The sequence below is a fragment of the Sporosarcina sp. E16_8 genome (genome assembly GCF_017347095.1).
In the GTDB taxonomy this organism is placed as follows: Bacteria; Bacillota; Bacilli; order Bacillales_A; family Planococcaceae; genus Sporosarcina.
The window spans coordinates 155,674-178,214 of sequence record NZ_JADPRZ010000003.1 but is presented as its reverse complement, the minus strand read 5'-3'; the positions used below and the strand labels follow the sequence as shown (position 1 = coordinate 178,214).

Annotated in this window: 26 protein-coding genes; 16 read left to right on the top strand and 10 right to left on the bottom strand. The window is 41.2% G+C overall.

Annotated features, from left to right (window positions below; translation table 11 throughout):
- Nucleotides 1–53 precede the first annotated feature (53 nt).
- Entirely contained in the window at nt 54–1,349 is a 1,296-nt protein-coding gene (locus I2484_RS04280; RefSeq protein WP_207149798.1) for a DEAD/DEAH box helicase, read from the top strand.
- A complete protein-coding gene (locus I2484_RS04275; protein ID WP_207149797.1) occupies nt 1,346–2,251 on the top strand; it encodes a deoxyribonuclease IV in 906 nt (301 codons plus the stop codon). Before I2484_RS04280 ends, I2484_RS04275 begins: the two co-directional genes overlap by 4 nt.
- A 68-nt stretch (nt 2,252–2,319) precedes the next feature.
- Here the strand turns inward: I2484_RS04275 and I2484_RS04270 are convergent, their stop codons facing one another.
- Nucleotides 2,320–2,568, bottom strand: coding sequence for a hypothetical protein (locus tag I2484_RS04270; RefSeq protein WP_207149796.1), 249 nt, complete (start codon nt 2,566–2,568; stop codon nt 2,320–2,322).
- 102 nt (nt 2,569–2,670) lie between these two features.
- Here I2484_RS04270 and I2484_RS04265 point away from each other — a divergent pair, with 102 nt between their 5' ends.
- The 3 genes from I2484_RS04265 to I2484_RS04255 are packed head-to-tail and all read left to right on the top strand — an operon-like array spanning nt 2,671 to nt 4,717.
- A complete protein-coding gene (locus I2484_RS04265) occupies nt 2,671–3,441 on the top strand; it encodes a metal ABC transporter ATP-binding protein (RefSeq protein ID WP_207149795.1) in 771 nt (256 codons plus the stop codon).
- Nucleotides 3,438–4,304, top strand: a complete 867-nt coding sequence (locus I2484_RS04260) for a metal ABC transporter permease (protein ID WP_207149794.1) — start codon at nt 3,438–3,440, stop codon at nt 4,302–4,304. Before I2484_RS04265 ends, I2484_RS04260 begins: the two co-directional genes overlap by 4 nt.
- Nucleotides 4,301–4,717 (top strand): Fur family transcriptional regulator, encoded by a 417-nt coding sequence (locus tag I2484_RS04255; protein ID WP_207149793.1) that lies wholly within the window; start codon nt 4,301–4,303, stop codon nt 4,715–4,717. The genes I2484_RS04260 and I2484_RS04255 overlap by 4 nt, the downstream gene beginning before the upstream one ends.
- A gap of 304 nt (nt 4,718–5,021) precedes the next feature.
- Here the strand turns inward: I2484_RS04255 and I2484_RS04250 are convergent, their stop codons facing one another.
- The 4 genes from I2484_RS04250 to I2484_RS04235 form a co-directional block, all read right to left on the bottom strand.
- Nucleotides 5,022–5,609, bottom strand: coding sequence for a 5' nucleotidase, NT5C type (locus tag I2484_RS04250; protein WP_207149792.1), 588 nt, complete (start codon nt 5,607–5,609; stop codon nt 5,022–5,024).
- Nucleotides 5,606–6,730 carry a flavodoxin-dependent (E)-4-hydroxy-3-methylbut-2-enyl-diphosphate synthase gene (gene ispG / locus I2484_RS04245; RefSeq protein ID WP_275956871.1) on the bottom strand — a complete coding sequence of 375 codons (1,125 nt, stop codon included), beginning with the start codon at nt 6,728–6,730 and terminating at the stop codon, nt 5,606–5,608. Before ispG ends, I2484_RS04250 begins: the two co-directional genes overlap by 4 nt.
- A gap of 83 nt (nt 6,731–6,813) precedes the next feature.
- Nucleotides 6,814–7,152, bottom strand: coding sequence for a hypothetical protein (locus I2484_RS04240; RefSeq protein ID WP_207149791.1), 339 nt, complete (start codon nt 7,150–7,152; stop codon nt 6,814–6,816).
- A gap of 45 nt (nt 7,153–7,197) precedes the next feature.
- Nucleotides 7,198–7,701 carry a DUF1189 family protein gene (locus tag I2484_RS04235; protein WP_207149790.1) on the bottom strand — a complete coding sequence of 168 codons (504 nt, stop codon included), beginning with the start codon at nt 7,699–7,701 and terminating at the stop codon, nt 7,198–7,200.
- A 198-nt stretch (nt 7,702–7,899) separates the two neighbouring features.
- On the opposite strand from I2484_RS04235, the gene I2484_RS04230 reads away from it, so the two are divergent.
- The 4 genes from I2484_RS04230 to I2484_RS04215 all read left to right on the top strand — a co-directional run bounded on the left by I2484_RS04230 (nt 7,900) and on the right by I2484_RS04215 (nt 12,999).
- The gene (locus tag I2484_RS04230) at nt 7,900–9,531 is read left to right on the top strand and encodes a Na/Pi cotransporter family protein (protein ID WP_207149789.1); all 1,632 of its coding nucleotides are present in this window, start codon (nt 7,900–7,902) and stop codon (nt 9,529–9,531) included.
- A gap of 24 nt (nt 9,532–9,555) precedes the next feature.
- Nucleotides 9,556–10,038: a DUF456 domain-containing protein gene (locus tag I2484_RS04225; protein WP_207149788.1), complete on the top strand. Its 483-nt coding sequence runs from the start codon at nt 9,556–9,558 to the stop codon at nt 10,036–10,038.
- 98 nt (nt 10,039–10,136) lie between these two features.
- The gene (locus I2484_RS04220; RefSeq protein WP_207149787.1) at nt 10,137–10,739 is read left to right on the top strand and encodes a superoxide dismutase; all 603 of its coding nucleotides are present in this window, start codon (nt 10,137–10,139) and stop codon (nt 10,737–10,739) included.
- A 112-nt stretch (nt 10,740–10,851) separates the two neighbouring features.
- Nucleotides 10,852–12,999 carry a peptidoglycan D,D-transpeptidase FtsI family protein gene (locus I2484_RS04215; RefSeq protein ID WP_207149786.1) on the top strand — a complete coding sequence of 716 codons (2,148 nt, stop codon included), beginning with the start codon at nt 10,852–10,854 and terminating at the stop codon, nt 12,997–12,999.
- A gap of 26 nt (nt 13,000–13,025) precedes the next feature.
- Here the strand turns inward: I2484_RS04215 and I2484_RS04210 are convergent, their stop codons facing one another.
- On the bottom strand, nt 13,026–13,517 hold the full coding sequence (locus tag I2484_RS04210; protein WP_207149785.1) for a hypothetical protein: 492 nt from the start codon (nt 13,515–13,517) through the stop codon (nt 13,026–13,028).
- Nucleotides 13,514–13,876, bottom strand: a complete 363-nt coding sequence (locus I2484_RS04205) for a hypothetical protein (protein WP_207149784.1) — start codon at nt 13,874–13,876, stop codon at nt 13,514–13,516. The genes I2484_RS04210 and I2484_RS04205 overlap by 4 nt, the downstream gene beginning before the upstream one ends.
- A gap of 170 nt (nt 13,877–14,046) precedes the next feature.
- On the opposite strand from I2484_RS04205, the gene rpmG reads away from it, so the two are divergent.
- From rpmG to I2484_RS04180, 5 genes are all read left to right on the top strand, one after another.
- A complete protein-coding gene (gene rpmG / locus I2484_RS04200; protein WP_067210194.1) occupies nt 14,047–14,196 on the top strand; it encodes a 50S ribosomal protein L33 in 150 nt (49 codons plus the stop codon).
- 60 nt (nt 14,197–14,256) lie between these two features.
- A complete protein-coding gene (locus I2484_RS04195; protein WP_207149783.1) occupies nt 14,257–14,820 on the top strand; it encodes a 5-formyltetrahydrofolate cyclo-ligase in 564 nt (187 codons plus the stop codon).
- Nucleotides 14,817–15,005, top strand: a complete 189-nt coding sequence (locus I2484_RS04190; RefSeq protein ID WP_207149782.1) for a YqgQ family protein — start codon at nt 14,817–14,819, stop codon at nt 15,003–15,005. Before I2484_RS04195 ends, I2484_RS04190 begins: the two co-directional genes overlap by 4 nt.
- A gap of 140 nt (nt 15,006–15,145) precedes the next feature.
- A complete protein-coding gene (locus I2484_RS04185) occupies nt 15,146–17,044 on the top strand; it encodes an LTA synthase family protein (RefSeq protein ID WP_207149781.1) in 1,899 nt (632 codons plus the stop codon).
- A 66-nt stretch (nt 17,045–17,110) separates the two neighbouring features.
- Entirely contained in the window at nt 17,111–18,208 is a 1,098-nt protein-coding gene (locus I2484_RS04180) for a YqgU-like beta propeller domain-containing protein (protein WP_207149780.1), read from the top strand.
- Between the two features lie 173 nt (nt 18,209–18,381).
- Here I2484_RS04180 and I2484_RS04175 read toward each other — a convergent pair whose 3' ends face one another.
- The gene (locus I2484_RS04175; RefSeq protein ID WP_082786602.1) at nt 18,382–18,558 is read right to left on the bottom strand and encodes a DUF2759 family protein; all 177 of its coding nucleotides are present in this window, start codon (nt 18,556–18,558) and stop codon (nt 18,382–18,384) included.
- 213 nt (nt 18,559–18,771) lie between these two features.
- On the opposite strand from I2484_RS04175, the gene I2484_RS04170 reads away from it, so the two are divergent.
- Nucleotides 18,772–19,410, top strand: a complete 639-nt coding sequence (locus I2484_RS04170; RefSeq protein WP_207149779.1) for an MBL fold metallo-hydrolase — start codon at nt 18,772–18,774, stop codon at nt 19,408–19,410.
- A 67-nt stretch (nt 19,411–19,477) separates the two neighbouring features.
- Here the strand turns inward: I2484_RS04170 and I2484_RS04165 are convergent, their stop codons facing one another.
- Entirely contained in the window at nt 19,478–19,720 is a 243-nt protein-coding gene (locus I2484_RS04165) for a DUF2626 domain-containing protein (RefSeq protein ID WP_067210178.1), read from the bottom strand.
- Nucleotides 19,721–20,093: 373 nt separating this feature from the next.
- Here I2484_RS04165 and I2484_RS04160 point away from each other — a divergent pair, with 373 nt between their 5' ends.
- Nucleotides 20,094–20,621, top strand: a complete 528-nt coding sequence (locus tag I2484_RS04160; protein WP_207149778.1) for an ATPase, T2SS/T4P/T4SS family — start codon at nt 20,094–20,096, stop codon at nt 20,619–20,621.
- A 38-nt stretch (nt 20,622–20,659) separates the two neighbouring features.
- Here the strand turns inward: I2484_RS04160 and I2484_RS04155 are convergent, their stop codons facing one another.
- A complete protein-coding gene (locus I2484_RS04155) occupies nt 20,660–22,504 on the bottom strand; it encodes a recombinase family protein (RefSeq protein WP_207149777.1) in 1,845 nt (614 codons plus the stop codon).
- Between the last annotated feature and the right edge of the window lie 37 nt (nt 22,505–22,541).

The window sequence follows — 22,541 nt, the reverse complement described above, 5'->3', positions numbered from 1 at the left end:
CATACGGCGGAACGAAATCGTGTTATAATAGGTGTACATTAGGAGGGTTACAAATGTCTAAATTTACAGACTATCAATTTAAACCGTTTTTACGGGAAGCAATCGGGAGGCTCGGCTTTGAAAATCCGACACCGATCCAAAAGGAAATCATACCGCTTATCCTGAAAGGTACGAATGCAATCGGACAAGCACATACAGGAACGGGTAAATCTCACAGTTTCCTTATACCGATTTTACAACGTACTGATGCAGCTGTTGATGAACTGCAAGCGGTTATCACAGCTCCGACAAGAGAGTTGGCGACGCAACTGTACAATGAACTTGCGAAGATGACAGAAGGCACAGATGTGCGAAGTTCACTGCTCATAGGTGGTACGGACAAGCAACGGTCTATCGGGAAATTAAAATCGAATCCACATATTATTGTTGGAACACCAGGACGAATTAGCGATATGTCCGAAAATGGGGCACTTGTTATTCATACCGCGAAAATTTTGGTGATAGATGAAGCGGATCTAGCATTCGACATGGGCTTTATCGAAGATATCGATAAGTTCGCAGCAAAAATGCCTGCTAAACTTGAAATGTACGTATTTTCAGCGACGATTCCGGAAAAGCTAAAACCATTCCTAACTAAATACATGGAATCACCTGTTCATGTGAAAATTGGTGAACGTAGACCATTGACGGAAGGGATGCACTATTCCCTTGTTCCTGTTCGCAGTATGAGTAAAAAGAAAAAGTTGTTGCAAGTAATGGAAGGTATCAATCCTTATTTGGCAATCATCTTTATGAATACAAGACAAAATGCTGAAGGACTTGCAACTTTCCTTGCAGAAAGCGGCTTTAAAGTCGGAAGAATTCACGGAGATTTAACACCGCGTGAGCGAACACGGATGATGAAACAAGTCCGTGATCTAGAATTCCAATATATCGTAGCGACAGACCTTGCAGCACGCGGAATTGATATTCCAGGTGTCAGTCACGTTATTAACTTCGAACTTCCAGATGACCTTGAATTTTTCATTCACCGCGTGGGACGTACTGCACGTGCTGGGCTTAAGGGAACGGCAATTACATTGTATGAGCCTTCTGAAGACGATAAAGTAGTCAGAATTGAAAAGATGGGTATTCCTTTTGTCCATGAAGAAGTGAAAAATGGTGAGTGGGTTGAAGTAAAAGAGCGCCATTCAAGACGAAATCGAGTAAAAGAAGTAGATGATATTGACCGTAAAGCAATTTCATTCGTTCCAAAACCGTCAAAAGTAAAACCAGGCTACAAAAAGAAAATGGCTCAGCAGGTAGAGAGCTTTAAAAAGAGAGAAAGGAGACTGAAACGTAAAAAATGACAAATGATAAGCCATTATTGCTTGGCTCCCACGTTTCGATGAGCGGCAGCAAAATGCTGCTAGGCTCAAGTGAGGAAGCTGCAAGTTACGGAGCAACTACATTCATGATTTATACCGGCGCACCCCAGAACACACGGAGGAAGCCGATTGAGGAACTGAATATAGCAGCAGGCCATTTGAATATGGAGGACAATGGACAGTCGAATATCGTCGTCCATGCACCGTATATTATTAACATTGCTAATACGTTTAAGCCTGAGACATTCAGACTTGGTGTCGACTTTCTGCAAAGTGAGATTGAACGCACAGCTGCACTTGGCATTGACCAGATTGTACTTCATCCAGGCGCACATGTTGGCGCGGGTGTTGATCTAGGAATTGCAAAAATCATCGAAGGACTAAATGAAGTGCTTTCCCAGGACTATCCAGTTCGCATTGCTCTCGAAACGATGGCAGGGAAAGGGACTGAATGCGGTCGTAACTTTGATGAAATTGCGGCAATTATCGACGGTGTCACACATAACGAACGTTTATCGGTTTGTTTCGATACTTGTCACGTTCATGATGCGGGCTATGATATAGTCGGTGATTTTGAAGGTGTACTAAACGAGTTCGATAAAATTGTGGGAATGGACAGAATATCTGTTATTCATGTCAATGATAGTAAGAATGAGCGCGGTGCAATGAAGGACCGCCATGAGAATATAGGTTTCGGTCATATCGGCTTTGAACCACTTTCTTATATTGTTCATCATGAGGCATTCCAATCGATTCCTAAAATACTTGAAACACCTTTTGTAGGTTTGGATCCAAAGAAGAAATCGGCACCTTATAAATTTGAAATAGAAATGTTTAAAGCAAAATCTTTTCAACCGGAAAAGATTGATCTGTTAAGAATTTAATAAGGAAATCCCGCCTGCAAGGTATATGTGCAGGCGGGATTTTTACGTAAACAGGCGCTTACGAGTTCTTATTTAATGGAGTCTAAATACTTCTTGAAAAGGACGTCAGTTTTTTTATCACCAATAGCTCCACGGATTTTAGTGATAAAGGTTTCAGGAATACCCGTAAAAAGCCAATGGAAAGAAATTTCATCAAGCAATGGACGTAGTGCTCTTATTTCTGTTTTTGAAAAGTCAATTCCGTATTGCTTGGCAATGATTATCGCTTCATCATCGCTTTTCGATTTGACTTCATTCACTAGTTGCGCGAAATCCACTGATAATTCCCTCTTTCTTAAATGGTTGTATCCACTCGTGTCATGGTTTATAATTTGACGAGTGAATCGGAATGATTCCTGTTTCAAGGAAAGGATAGTAAAATGACAACTAATCTTATTCAATTGGACGATGTAAGTTTCAAATATGAACAGTCAATCGCCCTTGATCATATTTCTCTCGAGGTAGGAGAGGGTGAGTTTTGGGCACTAATAGGGCCGAATGGTTCTGGTAAATCAACACTCATCAATATTATTCTTGGTCTCTTACAACCAACCAGTGGCTCGGTAAAACTTTTTGGTTCGGATATAGAATCATTTAAGCATCGGGAACGAATTGGCTATGTTTCACAGAAATCCAATGCGTTTAACTCGGGTTTCCCAGCAACCGTTCTTGAAGTTGTACGGAGCGGATTGACTAGGAAAGTAGGAATGTTCAAAAGCTTTTCGAAAAAAGATGAGCAGCGAACGCTGGAAGCGCTTAGCATCGTCGGTATGGACAGTTTCGCAAAACGGAATATGGGGGAGCTCTCTGGTGGCCAGCAGCAGCGTGTGTTCATAGCAAGAGCACTTGCAGGAGAACCAGAACTACTTATTATGGATGAACCGACAGTTGGTATTGACCAGCAAAATGTCGCGTCGTTTTATTCTATGCTGAATACATTAAATCGTGAGCATGGAATTGCAATCTTGCTTGTAACACATGAAATTGACCTCGTTACTGATCTAGCAACCCATGTGGCTTGTTTGAACCGAACGATTCATTTTCACGGTAAACAATCTGATTATAAAAAGATGGAAGATGATGACGTTTCTAGATGGTATGGACACCCTGTTCGCCGCGTCCACCAGCACAAGGATGAGGTGGAACAATGATTAATGATATTTTATCGTATGAGTTTCTGCAAAATGCATTTCTTTCCGGCTTAATCATCGGTATCATAGCACCTTTACTAGGCTTGTTTATCGTCGTCAGACGTCTTTCTCTTATCGCAGATGCGCTCAGTCATGTTGCACTTGCCGGAATCGCTGGAAGCCTCTATTTAAGCCAGCAAGTACTCTTCTTTGCTGCGCTGAACCCAGTTTACCTTGGGATTGCATCCGCTGTAGGCGGGTCACTGCTGATTGAAAAGTTGCGGGGGGCATATCGTCATTATGAAGAACTTGCAATTCCGGTTATTTTGTCGGCAGGCATTGGCCTTGGTGCTATTTTCATCTCCTTATCGGAAGGCTTCGGCTCTGATCTGATTGGCTATTTATTCGGCTCGGTGTCAGCGGTTAGCAGACAGGATCTTTTAGTGGTTATCGTCATTGCAATCATTGTTATCGCCTATATCCGATTTCTCTATAAAGAACTATTTGCCTTGTCATTCGACGCGGAGTATGCTAAAGTTTCTGGAATTAATTCGCGCTATATCCAGATGGTGTTCATGATCATTGTAGCGCTTGTCATTGGGGCATCTATGCGGATTGTCGGTATTTTGCTTGTGTCGTCACTTATGACGATTCCGGTAGCGGCAGCTATCCAACTTGCGAAGAGTTTTAAGAGTGCAATGATCTATTCTATTATCTTTGGCGAGTTAGCAGTTATCATTGGGCTTGTTTCTGCCTATCATATGGATATTGCTCCGGGAGGAACGATTGTCATCACATCGATAGTTATTTTGTTAGTGGTGCTCGCTTGGAAGAAAATACAGGGCGGACGTAATGCTCGTATAGTGAAGGGGGAGTTGGTATGACACTCGATGAGGCATGGCGGATTCTTCAGGAAAATCAATTTAAACGGACGAAAAATAGAGATACAATTTTACAGTTTTTTTCGAATAAAGACCGGTATTTAACAGCTCTTGAAGTAAAGAATTTCATGGCAGACGATAATCCGGGAATAAGTTTCGATACAATTTATCGAAACTTGACGACGTTTTCTGAACTCGGCATTCTGGAAGAAACTGATTTGAACGGGGAACGCAATTTCCGGATGCAGTGTGATCCCGGCGTCCACCACCATCATTTCATCTGTACAGCATGTGGCAAGACGCGCAGCATTCCACATTGTCCAATGGAAATGATTACTGTCAATTTACCGGACTATGAAGTGGAAGGACATAAATTCGAAATCTACGGAAAATGTCCACTATGCGTGGAAAAATGAAAAACGGTGTGGAACTCTATCATAAGAGTTTCACACCGTTTTTTGACTTAGAATAGTGTTTAGTTCAATGCGTCAGCCGCTCGGAGGCCCACTCAACATTGCCTCTACTTAGGCTGAAGGTTCTCCTCGAAGGCTATCCAGCTAAGTGGCAAGAAGCACCACGTCACTGGATCGACTTATGCCTGTCGCGGGTCTTGAGGATGTAGGTCATGCAGTGGGGAGGGATTGAACTACATCCCTCCTTGTAGCCTTCCTTTGCTGGCGCTACTTAAGCTGCGTTCCTTTTAGACGTATTCCGCTATTCTTAGTTAAATGAAGGTTCTTCTATAGGAAATAAATTTTTGATCAAATTATTCGCTTCTTGCCAATCGTAGACACGAATGACGCCTTTAGGAATCGGTTTCCGGTTATAGGGTGTGTCAAATAGTATGACAGGAATGTTGAGTTCTTCATGGATTTCAACCGCGTTGTCATGCTTGTCTTCAAAGAATGCATGAACACCGAACTTTTTCGCCGTTTCAATTTTATAATGACTTCCGACAAGTTCGATATGATCATATGGGATTTCCTGTTGTTTGAACCAGTCTAGTGTGGAGTTATAGACATGATGGCCACGTGCAGAAATGTAATACAGTTCAAACTGTGTTTGCCAGTTGGTTAATGTTTCTTTTGCATATTGTTGTGCGGGAGAAGATTTGTAAATATGCGCCTCCGCACTTCTATACCACTCGTAGAAGGCCTTTTCATCTACCATAAATGCTTTTGTTAAGTCGTATTCTTTAATATCATCAAGGACAAGATTGCACCCGAATTGCTCATTGATGTGCGGCAATAGAGAAGTGGGGCATGTTACTGTACCGTCAATGTCGATGCCGAAGCGGAGGTTTCTCATTCCGCTGTCTCACCCTGCAGGAGAAGTTCTTCTTGTCTTTTCTTTTCGAAATATTCTTCCGCAAGTTTGTCGATTTCGATTTTTAACTCTTCAACCATCGTTGCTTCCGGTACTTTGCGAACAGTTTTCCCTTTCATGAAGAGAAGACCTTCGCCACGTGCGCCTGCAATTCCGATATCCGCTTCACGTGCTTCGCCGGGACCGTTGACCGCGCAGCCGAGCACCGCAACTTTTAGTGGGGCTTTAATATGTGAAATATATTCTTCGATTTCATTTGCAATCGTAATAAGGTCAATTTCAATCCGTCCGCATGTTGGACAAGAAATGAGTGTAGCTGCGTTAGAAGAAAGGGCGAATATTTTCAGTAACTCGCGTGCCACTTTAACTTCTTGGACAGGATCAGCACTCAGAGATACGCGCATCGTGTTGCCGATGCCTGCTGATAAAAGGGTGCCGAGACCTGCCGAGCTCTTAATAGACCCTGAAAACAATGTCCCAGACTCTGTAATGCCGAGGTGTAATGGATAATCGAATGCTGCCGCGGCTTTTTGATACGCTTCGACTGCTAAATTTACATCGGAAGCTTTCAATGACACGATGATGTCATGAAAATCGAGGTCTTCCAATATTTTAATGTGATGCAGAGCACTCTCTACCATTCCGTCGGCAGTCGGATAGCCGTATTTTTCAAGAATTTTTTTCTCAAGTGAGCCAGCGTTGACACCAATTCGAATCGGAATGCCTTTTGCTTTCGCTGCATTGACGACAGCTTCGACTTTCGCCTGTCTTCCTATATTACCAGGGTTAATCCGAATTTTGTCTGCCCCTTGTTCAATAGCGATCAAAGCCAGTTTATAGTCGAAATGGATATCGACAACAAGAGGGATATTGATACGCTTTTTGATTTCACCAATGGAATAGGCAGCGCGCTCATCTGGACACGCAACACGGACAATTTGGCATCCGGCATCTTCTAGGCGCAAGATTTCTGCGACCGTTGCTTCGACGTCATGTGTCTTAGTCGTTGTCATACTTTGGATGAAAAGTTCGTTACTTCCGCCGATTGTTAGGTTACCAACTCGGACAGGACGTGTGTTTTTTCTGTTTATCATAGCATTCATTTATATTCGCTCCTTAGTCGGCCTTAGCCTCATAACTATAACTATTTTAGCAATCTTCATAGCAAAAAGACAAGGGACAACCCTTATCGATTAGACTCTATGCATTTTTCAGTTTGCAAAAGGGTAAGCGGAAGTACGATTTTCTCGCCTCCGATAATCTGTTGATTTTGAAGATGTGGGTTCAGCGAATAGAATGAAGACAATCTATCAATGAAGCTAGATTCGGGATCGGGATACAGTGCGAACAGTGTTTCAATAGTATCTCCATCAACTGTTGTGACAGGTATCGTCTTCACTTGTTCTTCTTCACATGTAGGCTGTTCTTGAGCAAAAGAAGCAAGCGGGATTGTGCCTTCCATTAAATCGAGTCGGATGAAATGAACGGTTACGAATAATAAGGCTGCGAGTAGTAGTATTCTCATGGAAATTCCCCCTTTCGCCACTATATGCACGAAAAGGGGAAGTATTCATCGAGGTATTCTTGGATAGTACTTAGCTGCAGCCGCAATATAAGCAAAGTGGATAAGGGATGTAATGCCTGTACTAGCGTTTTTCATTGCTGGAAAGAAATCAAGTCCAATGGTCAGAAGAATAGGGATAGTAATCGCAATAGCGGAAGTTCTCCACATATGACGGTATTCTCCACGTCTTTTCATCAGTTTTAACAGTAGGATTCCCACGTAACCAAAAAGACTGATTCGAATGAAGATATAAGATGTACTGATAACGAGTTGCAGAAGAAATGCGATCGGATAAATCAGACCACCGATTGTTTCTCCGTGTTCGAGCAGTTCTGGCGAAGACTCGAAGAGGGTTGCGTCTCCTACTATATAACGAGTGAATGATAGCAATGTGAACAACGCAACGAAAATGAAGACGTAGCGAAACACTTTGCCAATGGGTAAAAGGCGAAATGCGGCTAATTTTTTCGGTTCATGGATTGCTGCTTTGGCTAGTTGGTGGAACTTCACTTTAAAACCTCCTCCATCTAAATCAGTCTATCATTTAACGACGCAATTGTGCGCGCAACTAATTTCGACAGAATGATGACATTTCGTAAACCAATTGTAAAGGGAATGTAAAGATTCGGCTAGTTCTATTTACAAGTGGGGGCGGCTATCCCCATAATAAGATGCAATACATAAAGTAAAATGGAGGTTGACTGCGTAATGGAGGTAAACTGGCAGGAAATACTGTTCCAGTTTTTTGGCGGACTCGGAATATTCTTGTTCTCTATAAAGTATATGGGAGATGGCCTTCAAAAAGCGGCGGGGGACAGGCTCCGCGCAATCCTTGACCGATTCACGACGAATCCGTTCCTGGGTGTGTTGGTCGGAATTATCGTTACAGTCTTGATTCAATCGAGCTCAGGGACGACTGTTATTACAGTAGGGCTTGTAAGTGCTGGCTTCATGACGCTTCGTCAAGCGATTGGCGTCATAATGGGAGCCAATATCGGAACGACTGTTACTGCTTTTATCATCGGATTAGATGTAGGAGCTTATGCACTTCCAATTATGGCAGTTGGAGCGTTTTTGATCTTTTTCATTAAAAAGAGTTCAGTGAAAAACATGGGGGAGGTCATTTTTGGTTTCGGTGGACTTTTCCTAGGACTTGAATTAATGAGCGGAGGGATGAAGCCACTACGCTCATTAGATGCATTCACTGATATGATGATATCGATGAGCGATCAACCAATGCTTGGCGTTGTTGTCGGAACAGTATTTACATTGATTGTTCAAAGTTCAAGTGCGACAGTTGGTATTATGCAGGGGCTTTATGCAGAAAACCTTATTGATCTCAATGGAGCTCTGCCCATTCTGTTCGGAGATAATATTGGAACGACGATTACAGCTATACTTGCTTCAATCGGTGCATCGGTAGCGGCGAAACGAGCTGCGGCAACGCATGTCTTATTTAATATTGTCGGAACGGTAATCTTTATGCTACTTCTTATTCCATTCACTGCATATGTTGAGTGGATATCAGGGGTGTTGGCCCTTGAAAATAAAATGCAAATTGCTTTTGCGCACGGATCGTTCAACATTGCCAATACAATTATCCAGTTCCCGTTAATTGGAGCATGGGCTTGGTTGGTTACTAAAATGATCCCTGGGGAAGATGTTTTAATAGAATATAAGCCAAAACATCTGGACAGGCACTTTATAGAACAATCACCTGCTGTTGCAATCGGACAAGCGAAAGAAGAAATTATTCGCATGGGTGAATTCAGTGTTCGGGGATTACAGGAGTCTTTCGAATACTTGAAAACTGGCAATAAAAAACATGCGGAGACCGCTTATCAGATTGAAGATGCCATCAATAACCTAGACCGTAAAATTACGGACTATCTTGTTGAAATCACAACGGTCAGTATTTCGCCGATAGAATCCACACGTCACTTTATGCTGATGGATACGGTCCGTGATATAGAACGGATTGGTGATCATTTTGAAAACATCGTCGAACTCATTGATTTCCGCGATGTCAACCGTGTGAAATTGACGGACGATGCGATGAATGATTTGACGGAAATGTTCACACTCACGATTGAAACCGTTCAGAAAGCTGTGGACTCACTCAATCACAATGATATGGAGATGGCAAGAACAGTTGCTGAAAAAGAAGTTCTCATTGATAAAATGGAACGGAAATTCAGAAAGAATCATATTTTAAGACTTAATGAAGGCCGTTGTACCGCGCAATCGGGCATGGTGTTTGTTGATATCGTTTCTAACCTGGAGCGTGTCGGTGACCATGCTGTGAATATCGCAGAAGCAATACTTGGCAATCGGGCATAATGATTCATATAGGGGGATGGTTTTATGGAGTTTTTAGGTTGGATAATTGCAATTGTCATGTTCATTATTGCTTTTGCGGGACTCATCTATCCAATCATTCCATCAGCTCTCTTCATCGCAGGAGGTTTCCTTCTATATGGATTCATCAATACATTTGATGGGATGACTGTTTGGTTTTGGGTTATTCAGGTACTGTTCGTTATTTTGTTGTTCGGTGCAGACACGCTGTCGAATCTCGTTGGCGTGAAAAAGTTTGGAGGTTCTAAGGCGGGCATGTGGGGGAGCACGATAGGACTTCTTATCGGTCCTTTCGTCATTCCGGTTGCCGGTATTTTAGTGGGACCATTTTTAGGTGCTGTTATCGCGGAACTTGCCGTATCACGGTCTGGAGTGAAGCAAGCCATAAAGACAGGCATGGGTTCTCTCGTCGGATTTCTCACGTCAGTTGTCACAAAAGGACTTGTCATGACTGTGATGATTACTGTCTTTATTTTCTTTATCAAATGAAACGTTCCAAAATAGTCCATTTTATTTGAACGTTATTCATAATTTTGATAATGTTGAAAGGTAGCATATTTATGAATTTCTTGAGGAGGAATGGACAAATGACTTACAAATTACCAGAACTACCTTACGCTTACGATGCACTTGAACCGCATATTGACAAAGAAACGATGACGATTCATCACACTAAACACCATAATGCATATGTGACGAACCTGAATAACGCTCTTGAAGGAAACGAAGAACTTCTAAACAAATCTATCGAAGATCTTATTGCGAACCTAGATGCAGTACCTGAAGGCAAACGTGCGGCTGTCCGTAACAACGGCGGCGGTCACGCAAACCACTCATTATTCTGGGAACTTCTATCAGCAGATGGTGGCGGAAATCCGTCAGGCGCACTAGCTGAAGCAATCGACAACAAGTTCGGTAGCTTTGATGTATTCAAAGAAGAATTCGCAAAAGCGGGCGCAACTCGTTTCGGATCAGGATGGGCTTGGCTTGTACTGAACGGTGGAGAACTTGAAATTATGTCTACTCCAAACCAGGACTCACCAATCATGGAAGGCAAAACGCCTCTTCTAGGGCTTGACGTTTGGGAGCATGCCTACTATCTAAACTATCAAAACCGTCGCCCTGACTATATTTCAGCATTCTGGAATCTTGTTAATTGGGACGAAGTTGCAAAACGTTTCGGCAAATAAATTTTTATCTTCATTTAGAAGGAACCAAGCACGCATCTTGTTCGTCAAGATGTGTGCTTTTCCTATTTTGAATGCTATAATTCAAAATGATTAACGAAGTAGGGGGGACATTATGAAAAAACAGATGCGTAAGGCGGATCAAGCTAAAATACGCCAACGGAAACATATCGTATTCCGGATGAACTTCCTATTCTTTTCAATCTTTGTCTTATTTTCATTACTGATTTTTCGTCTTGGTTATTTACAAATTGTCAAAGGTGAAGATTATTCCCGTGCATTAGAAAGAACGGAAGAAATCCCTGTCAATACAAGCGTGCCAAGGGGAAGAATATTTGACCGCATGGGGCTTGTCCTTGTTGATAACGATCCGAAAAACGCCATTACATATACGAAAATGACGTCGACGACTTCAGCAGATATGCTAAATGTCGCTGAGCAACTTGCGATCTTGATTGAACAAGAAACAAAAAGGATTACTACTGGGGATAAGAGGGACTTTTGGATTTTAAAGAATTTAGAGGCAGCGTCGAAAAAGGTTTCTATAAAGGAACAAGAGGCACTTGAAAAGGATAGTACGCTTTCAAGGACGGATTTACAGCGTGAGATTAATAGGCTTACACGAGAACGAATTACGGAAGAAGAAATTAATTCATTCACGGAAGAGGAGCTAGAAGTACTTGCGATTTACAGAGAAATGATGTCGGGCTATGCATACTCCCCACAAATAGTGAAAAGTGGAAATGTGACAGACGAGGAATTCGCAACTGTATCTGAACGTCTAGGAGAGTTACCAGGCGTGGATACAACGACAGATTGGGAACGTGTGAGGAAATCAGACAACACGATTCTAGGGACAACCACGAGCCCTATTGAAGGTATTCCAAATTCTCGCAAGAATTATTTCTTGGCGCGGGACTATTCAAGAAATGACCGTGTTGGAAAGAGTTATATTGAGCAATATTATGAGGATTTGTTAAAAGGGCAAAAAACAATTGTTAAGAATATTAAAGATCGCAGTGGACGTGTTATAGAAACGAAAACAATTCGAGAAGGTGAGCCTGGCAAGGATCTTATTCTTACGATTGATAGCGAACTGCAACAGACACTTGAAAATATTGTTACAGATAAATTGTTGGAATTAAAAAGAAAACCAAATACCGGAGAATTGGACAGAGCTTTCCTGGTCATGATGAATCCGAATAACGGTGAGGTTCTTTCCCTTGTAGGCAAACAAGTTGTTACGAATCCAGAAACAGGCAAGGTCGAAATTTGGGACTATGCATTTGGGACGTTCACTGCACTTCATGAGGCAGGATCAACAGTTAAGATGGCGACGCTTCTAACGGGGTATCAGAAAAATGTGGTACGTATTGGCGAAACCAAGATAGATGAACCAATTAGAATCGGTGGTATTACAAAAAGATCACTGTTTAATCAAAACTCCAGGGTTGCTGTAACTGATATTGAAGCAATCGGTAGGTCGTCGAACGTATATATGTTTCGTATTGCATTGGCCTTGGCGAATTCTAACAAAGGCTCTGAAGACTCGGCACGTGTTAGAAAAAATGCATTCGATACATTCCGACAATCATTTGCGTCTTTCGGACTTGGAACAAAAACCGGCATTGACTTACCGGGAGAGTCAGGCGGTCTAATTGGCGATAGTAATTCAATAGGTATTTTATTGGATTTATCCATCGGACAATATGATACCTATACGACACTTCAACTTGCTCAATATGTCTCGACAATTGCAAATGGTGGTTATCGTGTGGCTCCGAAAGTATTAAAAGAAATTCGCGAACCCTCTGAGGATGGTAAAATTCTTGGATCTCTTATCCAAGAAACAGAGGTAAATGTCTTAAACAGAATCCAAAATACAGATGCGGAAATTGATCAAGTGAAGCGTGGAATGCACTACGTGTATTCCGCGCCTAAAGGAACGGCCCCGAATTTTTTTGCCGGAAAAGACTATGATGGAGCTGGGAAAACGGGGACAGCGCAGGCATTTAGCTCTGGAAAACCGACAATCAATCTATCACATGTGGGTTTTGCACCATATGAAAACCCAGAAATAGCTTATGCGGTTGTGATACCTAATATCTCCACAGTTCCGCGTGGCTACACATATGCAAACAATCAAATTGCGGCACAAGCTGTAGATGAATATTTTAAACTGAAAGAAAAAAGGGCTAAAGAAGAAACTTCTACAGCGGGTAAACAGCCAATTATACAGGCACCTAAAGTAGAGTCCAATTAAAAAAGTAGGAAAACCATTTGGTTTTCCTACTTTTTTATTGTCGTGATTTCTTTGGCAATATCTTTGAAACTCATTGAAGAATCGACTTGGTGTTCACCGATTTGTATTTTACCAGCCAGGTTATTATCCTCAAGATATGACTCGAAGATGGTCGCGTTCTCGATAATAGCCAATCTCTCTAGGTTTGCTGAGACGACTGTCGAATTCGAACCGTTTTCAATCGTTAACATAGTTTTATGGATTGCTTCGGTAGAGGGGTTACTTTCGGCCACGTCATCTTCCTTTCCGCCGGCTTTCTCAATATCTGCTTTTGGAGGATTTTCTTTAACTAAAGATGTAGTCTGTGCAGTTGCTAATAGCTCTTTCGTTTTAGCAAGTTCACTTTGGAGTATTTCAACATTAGCCTGCAATTCTTGCGAGTCTACGTCCGAAGGAACCTTGCTATCAATGGTGAAATAAAGGATTCCTGCGGCAAGGAAACAGCCAATCCCGACAGCCCGTAAGATGTCCCGCATCATGTAGCCACGCCTTTCGATTGTAACACTGCGATTACATCGTCGTATGTTAAGGAGGAACGTACAGCAATATCACTGATAGAATAACCTTGGGAATGCAACGACAGAATTTGGTTGACAATGATTACATGAACAGGTTTTACTGTTGTTTGCGTTTTGCCGCTTGTAGCTAGCGGTCCGATACCAATCATTAACTCTTCCTCAATTGCTTTCAATCTTTTCTTTAACCCATTCGTTTCCTGATGAATACTAATTGAAACCTGTTCTAATTCATCGGCGTAATTGGATGAAGAATTACCGAGGAAAAACGATGTTATTGTACATATGAGTCCAATAATAAGTAGGATTATTGTGATGTCCATTTTACCACTCCTCTAGTGAATCATTTTGCTACTATTTTACCATAAGAAAGTTGTTATGGAAATTCCGGTTATTCTAGTGGACATCTTCTTTTAATGTGGTATACTTGATAGGTCGTATAAATTATGCTCATATAAAACTTTACATTCTTGATGAGTGGGAGGGACCAACAATGCGCGTAAATGTTACACTTGCTTGCACAGAATGCGGTGAGCGCAACTATATTTCAAAGAAAAACAAACGTAACAATCCAGAACGGATTGAAATGAAAAAATATTGCTCACGTGAAAAGAAACAAACTTTGCACCGTGAAACGAAATAATCGCTCAGGCCAAAACCTTCACCGGTTTTGGTTTTTTCATTTCAGAACGGGGGATGCTAGATGAGTAAAGAGATTTTGAAGAATCAAGTGTTTGGCGCATTGAATAATATAAAACGAACTGAACATCTAATAAAATCTTTGGTGATTACAGACAAGGTGCTTGCATCAGATGAATTTCGAAGTGCGGATACAATCGGGGTAACGATTTCTCGTTACCCCGAAGTGGACACACGCCCGCTTATCGAAGCGGCTTGGGCAGCTGGAAAACGAATTGCTGTACCTAAATGCATCCATGCAACCCGCAAGATGGATTTTCGACTTATTACAACATATGATAGTTTGGAAAGGGTCTATATGGGTCTTTTTGAGCCGATAGTCGATGAAACACTGTCGGTTGAGAAAAATGAAATTGATTTGCAAATCGTACCTGGTGTGGTCTTTTCGGACGAAGGATACAGAATTGGTTTCGGTGGAGGGTATTATGACCGTTACATGTCAGATTACAACGGTTCTACATTGTCGTTAGCATTTGCAGTCCAAACGAGTCATAGGATACCTGTTGAAGGTCACGATATTCCTGTCAACAAAATAGTTACTGAAGAAAAAGAGATTACTTGTAAATGAAAGACTATCTAGGTGTCCTCCAATTGCTGAGACGTTTCGGAATTTATGTCTATACGGGAAATCGAAAAGACGATATCGATATGGTGCAATCAGAAGTGAAAGATCTTTATGACAATGGACTGCTGATGAAGGAAGACTATTTGATAGCGGTGCTAATTTTGCGTAGTGAAACAGCAAAACTATAAGGATAGACTTAATATCATTGTACATTTGGACTTATTTTGGTAATTTGTGAAACTTATCTTCAGCTACTCCGTCTATTATGTAGTAAGATTTAGTTTGAACGTTATTTTATGTGAATCTATTTTCGAAAGGAAGAGATGGAATGAACAAAATAATAAGGTCAAAACATTCCGTACTCGTAGTAGCAATAGTGGCGACTTGGTTGACAACATATTTCGGTTATCTTACAAGTTTCAGTATGAAAATCGATAATATAATGCAGGAATTCATTCTATTTCTGAATCCTCTTAGTTTCCTTTTATTCGTTTATGGTATTGCGCTATTCTTCAAGAGTACTAAAAGACGTAATTTTTATATACTAACGGTAAGTATAATGACTTCAATTATTATGTTTAGTAACGCAGTGTTTTACAGGTTTTTCAATGATTTTATTACCGTGCCAGTCTTGTTCCAAACAAGTAATTTCGGAGATCTATCATCTTCAGTTACTGCCAATTTGCATATTACGGACATATTCTTTTTCATAGATGTGCTCATTATCTATTTAGCAATCCGATTTATACCTAAGAATGATGAAGTTGGACAACGAAATAAAATCGGACGTAAACTTTACTTCGTCATGACTGCTGCGGTTATGATGGTGAACCTTGGTTTGGCGGAAATGGAAAGACCACAACTATTAACACGCAGTTTTGATAGAGAACTTCTTGTGAAAAATATCGGAACATATAATTACCACATTTATGATTTGTTCATTCAATCCAAATCTCATGCCCAGCGTGCGCTTGCGGATGGCAGTGAATTAGTAGAAGTGGGTAACTATATCAATGCGAACTACGCAGCTCCCAATCCTGAGATGTATGGAGTTGCGAAAGGGCGTAATATCATTGCGATATCACTAGAATCCTTGCAATCGTTCGTTATTAATGAGGAAATGGATGGACAGGTCATTACACCGTTTTTGAATGAATTATCGAAGGATCCAGATACGTTCTATTTCCCAGAGTTTTATCACAACACTGGGTTAGGGAAGACGTCGGATTCTGAATTTATTCTTGAAAACTCGCTGTATCCGAGAAATGGGAGTGCTGTATTTTTCACACATAGTGGAAACACTTACCAATCGATGGCAGCTCAGCTAGGTGAGAATGACTATTTCACGAATGTAATGCACGCAAATAACCGAAGTTTTTGGAACCGCGATATCATGTATGGTGCCCTAGGTATCGATAAGTTTTACGATATCGAAAGTTACACAATCGGTGAAGGAGAAGCGGTTAACTGGGGCATGAAAGATATCCCGTTCATTGACCAATCGGTAGAGTTGATGAAAGAAATGCCACAGCCATTCTATTCTCGATTGATTACATTAACTAACCATCACCCATTTGATTTAGATGAAGAAGATAAACTTATTCCTGAATATACATCAAATTCAAATACGTTGAACAAGTATTTCCAAACAGTACGCTATATGGATGAGGCAATCAAAGTTCTTTTCGAAGACTTGAAAGCAAGCGGATTGTATGATAATTCAATCATTGTTATGTACGGAGACCATTATGGTATCTCCGAGAATCATAACAAGGCAATGGGTATGTATTTAGATAAAGAAATAACGCCTTATGATAATGCGAAATTACAAAGGGTTCCGTTGTACATCCACATTCCAGGTTACGGGAAAGGGAAGACAATTGATGAAGTTTCAGGACAAATCGACTTGAAGCCTACTATTCTTCATCTAATGGGACTTGAAACAAAAGACGATATGTATCTTGGTTCGGATATTTTCTCACCTGATCATGAACCGTTTACTATTTTCCGTGATGGGCGTTTTGTAACTGATAAAAATGTTTACGCGCAAGAGGTCTGTTACGATAGTGAAACTGGTGAAGAAACTGATAAAGCTGAATGTGAGCCGTTTATAGAACGTGCCGCTACTGAGCTAAATTACTCCGATATGATCATTAATGGAGATTTGCTCAGATTCAAGGAAGAACAGGAACAATCACCGGAAATAAACAGTAAAAGTAAAGAATGATAAGGTTCTGCACGGAACTTTCCGTGCAGCCTTTTTTTAGTTTAAATAGGGAAAGGGGGAGGCGCGGTGAGAAGAAGAGTGTTCATCTATTGTGCAGCAGTCCTGTTAATAGCAGGCTGTTCAGAGAAGACGAATGAGATTGCCGAGGGTCTAACAGCCAATGAACAACCAGGAAATAGTGAACTTATTAAAGAGGAAATTAGTAAATCGTTAGTTGCTGATCCTGCGAAGTTCCATTTCGTTGCGAACTGGTTATCTGAGTCAAAAGTTATCTACGTTGAAAAGGAAGATGGGCTTTATCAAGTGAATAGTTTTGATTTTGACACAGGTCAAACGGATACGTTATATGAAGATGACTCTATGATCATCGATGTCCTGATTCACCCTTCAAAAAATTATCTATTACTACATACAAGCGACAAGTCTACATCTGCAAGGATTAAAATAGTGACTATGGATGGTACGGTAAAACATGAGGTTTTAGTTGCCTCTACTGAACTGGAGATTGAATGGAACGATATCGACCCTTCTCTTATTCTTTTCACGGCTTTTCATCAAGATTGGACGTTTGATTTATTTATGTATAATGGAAAAAAAGAGAGTTTGGATTTGCTGGCGATCGAAGATCCTTTTCCGAAATGGCTAGGCATGGATAAAATTGCTATAGGATTTGTGGATGGCCACGTGCTTGATGGTGGGGAGATACATACATTTGAAATTCTGACTGGGAAATGGGGACAGCTAGATATAAGCGGTGTTGTTTATTTTGATACATATAAAGATACTTTACTCGCTGTACGAATAAATGAGGACAAGGATGCGCACTACGCCATCCTAAGTAGGGATGGTTTGATTCAATCGGAATGGACGATGCCAGTCATTAGTAATTATTCGGAATGGGTTATACCAGAAATTGAATGGGGTTCAAATGAGACCGTATTCCTGCCTGCTCCTGACAAGGGCGGGCAACTCGACGAACTACAATCGCCATTTCGACTTATTCGCGTAAGAGAAGGTCGTCAAGACGTTGTAGCTGATGATATTGCAGCGGGGGTTCTTCGGTGTTCACCGTCAGGGCAAAAGTGTTTAACTGGTTACTCCGCGGAAAAATTGATTGATATAAAAAAGAAGACGGAGACGACATGGTTAACGTTTCCTGAGTGAAAATAACCCCTGTGATGAGACAAATAGCTAGCGGTTGGAACTAGCCTGTACAACCATCTTGTTACAAGCTACATAAAGCCCAAGAATTTATTAACTCCAGGGAAAAAAACATCCTTTGTGTATTACACAAAGGATGTTTTTTATTGTCCAAGTTTAGACTTACACTTTCTCGATTATAGAGTTGGTGGGAATCCTTGGAAAACAAGTGTAGCAATTGTGAAGCCTCCAAAAACGACTGCAGCTCCAAGATTGAACAGAATACTTAAAACGTTACGTTCTTTGAATGCTTGGACAGTACCGACCACCGCTAAAATTGCAATGAGTCCAAAAATAATCATCAATAAGTTCATAGGGAAGACACTCCTTTCAATAGGAAGTTCTGCTGAATTCGCCCGCGTTCTGTTGTGAGCAATACAGAAGTCAGCACATAATGTGCAAGTCCGATTTAGCGCAATTCCTCTTCTATTGTACTGTTTGCAATCAAATTTGTCGAGTGATAATAGTGACGATTGTTTGAAATCGTATTTCGCATTGCGTAATATAAGATACAGGAGGTGCCGACTATGTTAAAAGTTAATACATATCCGCTCGGGCCAATTCAGACAAACTGTTACATCATCAGTGACGAATCAGGGAATTGTCTAATCATGGATCCGGGTGAAGAAAGTGGACGTCTTATTAATAAAGTGAAAAGTAAAGAGTTGACACCTGTCGCGATTTTATTGACGCATGCGCATTTTGATCATATTGGGGCTGTCGACAGTATAAGGGACCGTTATGCGATTCCGGTCTACATCCATGAAGAGGAGCAAGGGTGGCTGTCAGATCCTAGATTAAACGGCTCTGCCAAGTATCCGGGATTACCTGACGTCCGCACTAGAAAAGCCGACAAGCTTATCAGCCATGAGGGAATGATGACTGTAGGTCCATTTGAGTTTGAAGTGAGGCATACGCCGGGTCATTCTCCAGGAAGTGTTTCGTATATCTTTGGACCATCTCGTTTTGCCATTGTAGGCGATACGCTTTTCCAACAGGGAGTCGGAAGGACGGATCTGCCGGGTGGGAATACGGGGGTTCTGCTGACGTCTATCCATGATAAGTTACTTTCTCTCGATGATGATTTTATCATCTATCCCGGTCATGGACCTGCGACAACTCCAGAAGAGGAAAAAGATTCGAATCCATTTTTGAATGGATTTTGAGCGATATAATAGATGAAACAAAAAAACAGCCAATAAAAAAGGCTGTTTTTTTGTATGTACTTTTCTTTTAGTGGCCAGCGCCTGGTACGTGTATAAACGTTGTGTAGTAGCTGAATCCGACCATAAATATCATCAGATATGCTCCGAATAAGTACATGTACATCCGCTCTGTCAGGTTCAAATATCCGAGTAGCAGGAAGAACCCAGTGTTCGCAACAAAAAGAAGTGCGGCTGGCAGCATGTCTCCCATATAAAACATAACTGCGAATATGCCTGTCCAGAAGCCCATCAACTTGAACATGTTATCCATGTGTGCGTCCCTCCTTAATAAAACATTACAATAAGCTCCCATTCATTATAAGGGATAACGACAGCAGATGTAAACTCCAATCGTTCTTTCATTGTGACAAACACGTGTATAAGGGTGATTGTCACGAAAAATGATATTTGCTGTCGAAAAGCGGGGCAAATTTCAAGTATGGTTCCCTTTCTAGGGATACACAATTCGGCTTTGAGGGAAAGTATTCCAATACGTGTTTGCAAGTCGTATACTGTGCCCAAGGATGAATTACGGTTTATCCGATAAAAAAGGCGGATACAGATCATCCGCCTCGGATGGATTGGGTTTCATCCAACTGGGTTGGATTGGGTTTCATCCAACCTTAAAGATAGAGGGGTGTTCAATGATTAACAATGAAAACGTTGTTGAGAAGAAAAGTTTTCAACTTTTAGAGAAAGCAATTAAGTACGAAGCGACTGACATTCATCTCGTTCCTATGAAGGAAGGATATGATGTGTCGTTCAAAAAAGATTCAAGGCTGGACCGGTCCGGTATTCTTCCCCCACAGTTGGCGGGCCGCATGATTTCATTTTACAAATTCCTATCCTCACTCGATATTAGCGATAAGCGTAAACCCCAAAGTGGTTCTTTTCATAAACAGATACAAGGTGAGAATTATTCTTTCCGAGTTTCAACAATCCCTTCGATTCAAATGAAAGAAAGTGTTGTTATACGATTGCAAAGGCATGACCAAATCGTTTCAATTGATGAATTATGCATTGAAAAAGAGTGGGCCGATAAATTACGCCAGGCTGTATCAGAGCCGCAAGGATTAATTATACTGACCGGTCCAACTGGATGCGGGAAGACGACCACTATCTACTCTTTAACAGCACATTGCGTAGTATGCCGAGGAATAAAAGCATGTTAATACGTTAGTTTATCCACCAAGGCATAAAGGTACCTTTATCAAGGTCTCAAGCTCTCTTCCTCTATCAATTTACTAATCATTTTTCGATATATCCCCGTATCTTCTGCGAGTTTTCTCAGACTCGCTTTTGGGTTTATCGCCAATTCTTTCTTTATCGCATTAACTCTTTCTTGTCTTAATTCCGGACTGCTCCAATGACGAGCCAAATGTTTGAATGGTCCGAAACGTTCCTGGTCTTGCTTTAAAATAAATGGTTGATGGCCAACCGCCAAACCTAAATCCTTCATAGTTAATCCTCGATGTTTGTTCAAATGCTTTTGCGCTCGGTCATGTCGAATCTTGGACCGTTCAAACGTCTCCCGGTCTCTCATCTCTTGAGTCGTATCAATCCTAATTTTTATATCTACGGTTACTTCTTGCGGCAGATAGGCGTGTAAGGTCACTAACTCTTTTTCGACATCTAAGGTCGCCGAAGGGAATAGGCTACCTAATAAACGTTGCTGGTCTTCCACATCTAACAAATCCTCAAAGCGCTCGGCCACAGCAAGAAACTCTGACACAGAATCATAATTAAGTTGGTTTTTTTGAATTAATTTACGTTTCTGTTGCAGATCCTTTAAATCCGTTTCTAAATAAGCGAGCTGGGAGGCTAATTTTACACGGTTGCCATCAAGTCGTTCTTTCGACCATTTTCCGTCGAGGTACAGATCCAGTAAGCGGTCTGTTTTTTCTTGGACTGCTTGCTTTTGAGCTTCGAGTCTCTTGATTTCTTTGCTTAATTTAGAAACTTCGTCAGCATCAAACCCGGAATCTATATAGAGCTTCGCTTTTTCTGGGTCTGTAAGAATATCCTTCACAGCAACTTTCAAATTGTGCTGGATTCGTTTTACATTAATGAAGGGCTTGCTGCTGCATTTGTCCTTCTGCTTCCAATAACCTGAGTGTTCTAATGTGTATGTGATGTACTCCTGATTACCACTATTGTCGGAGGCAGTAGACTTACTGATGGTTAAGGCATTTCTACAATTTGCACAATTAATATCTATACCTCGCAGTATATGAGGTGCTGCGGGCTTCCAATTATACCTTCTTTCGATCTCGGCTTGTATCCGGTTAAAAGTTTCTTCCGTTCTTAATTTCGGATAAATATTCGGCACGGTAATCGTTTCAGCTTTAAATTTTCGTTCAAAGTCTCCGTGATACGCTTTGCGTTTTAATTTATCGACAACTTGGGAATCAGTCCACTCTTTGCCTTCGGCGGTTTTACATCTTTTATTTAACTCCCTTGCGATGGCAGTAGGGTTCAATTCTTCTGTTAGGTACTTTCCGTCAATGAACGGTATTATCCAGGCCCTTTTCTCATTAATATTCAATAATCCGGTCGCTTTATCGTAGTGGTATTCCTCAGGTTGAGGACCCCAAACTTTGCCTTCGCGAGTTCGCTGTCTTATTCCGCGCGCCATTTTTCGTAACATGTCTTTTCGCGACCGTTGCGCTACCAGATTTTTAATATCAGATACGAATTCGTCATCTATATTAGTTAAATCCACAATACTGCCCGGCTCAGCTATTTTAACATCGTTATCTCGAAGTACGCTTTTAAGGTATTCCCATTTGACTGTGTCCAGGCGTGAAAGGCGATCTTGTTCGATGCATAGCACTATGTCCACTAATCCCTCTTCTATGGCGTCTAACATCGCTTCCAGTCCATCTTTATCAAGTTTAGTTCCACTATCGGCATCTTTGTAAACGTCGACTATTTCCCAGCCCTGGGCGTTTGAGTACTTAGTTAATTCGTGCGTTTGGGCGCTCAAACTAAAATTACCCTCTTGCATCTTGGATGATACGCGGATATAGATAGCCACTCTGAGAACGTTGTACATTCTGCATATTCCTTTCTATAAGAAAAGAGCAGTATTC

Coding starts and splice junctions, on each gene's coding strand:
- I2484_RS04280 (WP_207149798.1), top strand. CDS start 54: ATGTCTAAATTTACAGACTATCAATTTAAACCGTTTTTACGGGAAGCA.
- I2484_RS04275 (WP_207149797.1), top strand. CDS start 1,346: ATGACAAATGATAAGCCATTATTGCTTGGCTCCCACGTTTCGATGAGC.
- I2484_RS04265 (WP_207149795.1), top strand. CDS start 2,671: ATGACAACTAATCTTATTCAATTGGACGATGTAAGTTTCAAATATGAA.
- I2484_RS04260 (WP_207149794.1), top strand. CDS start 3,438: ATGATTAATGATATTTTATCGTATGAGTTTCTGCAAAATGCATTTCTT.
- I2484_RS04255 (WP_207149793.1), top strand. CDS start 4,301: ATGACACTCGATGAGGCATGGCGGATTCTTCAGGAAAATCAATTTAAA.
- I2484_RS04250 (WP_207149792.1), bottom strand. CDS start 5,609: ATGAGAAACCTCCGCTTCGGCATCGACATTGACGGTACAGTAACATGC.
- ispG (WP_275956871.1), bottom strand. CDS start 6,730: ATGAATGCTATGATAAACAGAAAAAACACACGTCCTGTCCGAGTTGGT.
- I2484_RS04240 (WP_207149791.1), bottom strand. CDS start 7,152: ATGAGAATACTACTACTCGCAGCCTTATTATTCGTAACCGTTCATTTC.
- I2484_RS04230 (WP_207149789.1), top strand. CDS start 7,900: ATGGAGGTAAACTGGCAGGAAATACTGTTCCAGTTTTTTGGCGGACTC.
- I2484_RS04225 (WP_207149788.1), top strand. CDS start 9,556: ATGGAGTTTTTAGGTTGGATAATTGCAATTGTCATGTTCATTATTGCT.
- I2484_RS04220 (WP_207149787.1), top strand. CDS start 10,137: ATGACTTACAAATTACCAGAACTACCTTACGCTTACGATGCACTTGAA.
- I2484_RS04215 (WP_207149786.1), top strand. CDS start 10,852: ATGAAAAAACAGATGCGTAAGGCGGATCAAGCTAAAATACGCCAACGG.
- I2484_RS04210 (WP_207149785.1), bottom strand. CDS start 13,517: ATGATGCGGGACATCTTACGGGCTGTCGGGATTGGCTGTTTCCTTGCC.
- I2484_RS04205 (WP_207149784.1), bottom strand. CDS start 13,876: ATGGACATCACAATAATCCTACTTATTATTGGACTCATATGTACAATA.
- rpmG (WP_067210194.1), top strand. CDS start 14,047: ATGCGCGTAAATGTTACACTTGCTTGCACAGAATGCGGTGAGCGCAAC.
- I2484_RS04195 (WP_207149783.1), top strand. CDS start 14,257: ATGAGTAAAGAGATTTTGAAGAATCAAGTGTTTGGCGCATTGAATAAT.
- I2484_RS04190 (WP_207149782.1), top strand. CDS start 14,817: ATGAAAGACTATCTAGGTGTCCTCCAATTGCTGAGACGTTTCGGAATT.
- I2484_RS04185 (WP_207149781.1), top strand. CDS start 15,146: ATGAACAAAATAATAAGGTCAAAACATTCCGTACTCGTAGTAGCAATA.
- I2484_RS04175 (WP_082786602.1), bottom strand. CDS start 18,558: ATGAACTTATTGATGATTATTTTTGGACTCATTGCAATTTTAGCGGTG.
- I2484_RS04170 (WP_207149779.1), top strand. CDS start 18,772: ATGTTAAAAGTTAATACATATCCGCTCGGGCCAATTCAGACAAACTGT.
- I2484_RS04165 (WP_067210178.1), bottom strand. CDS start 19,720: ATGGATAACATGTTCAAGTTGATGGGCTTCTGGACAGGCATATTCGCA.
- I2484_RS04160 (WP_207149778.1), top strand. CDS start 20,094: ATGATTAACAATGAAAACGTTGTTGAGAAGAAAAGTTTTCAACTTTTA.
- I2484_RS04155 (WP_207149777.1), bottom strand. CDS start 22,504: ATGTACAACGTTCTCAGAGTGGCTATCTATATCCGCGTATCATCCAAG.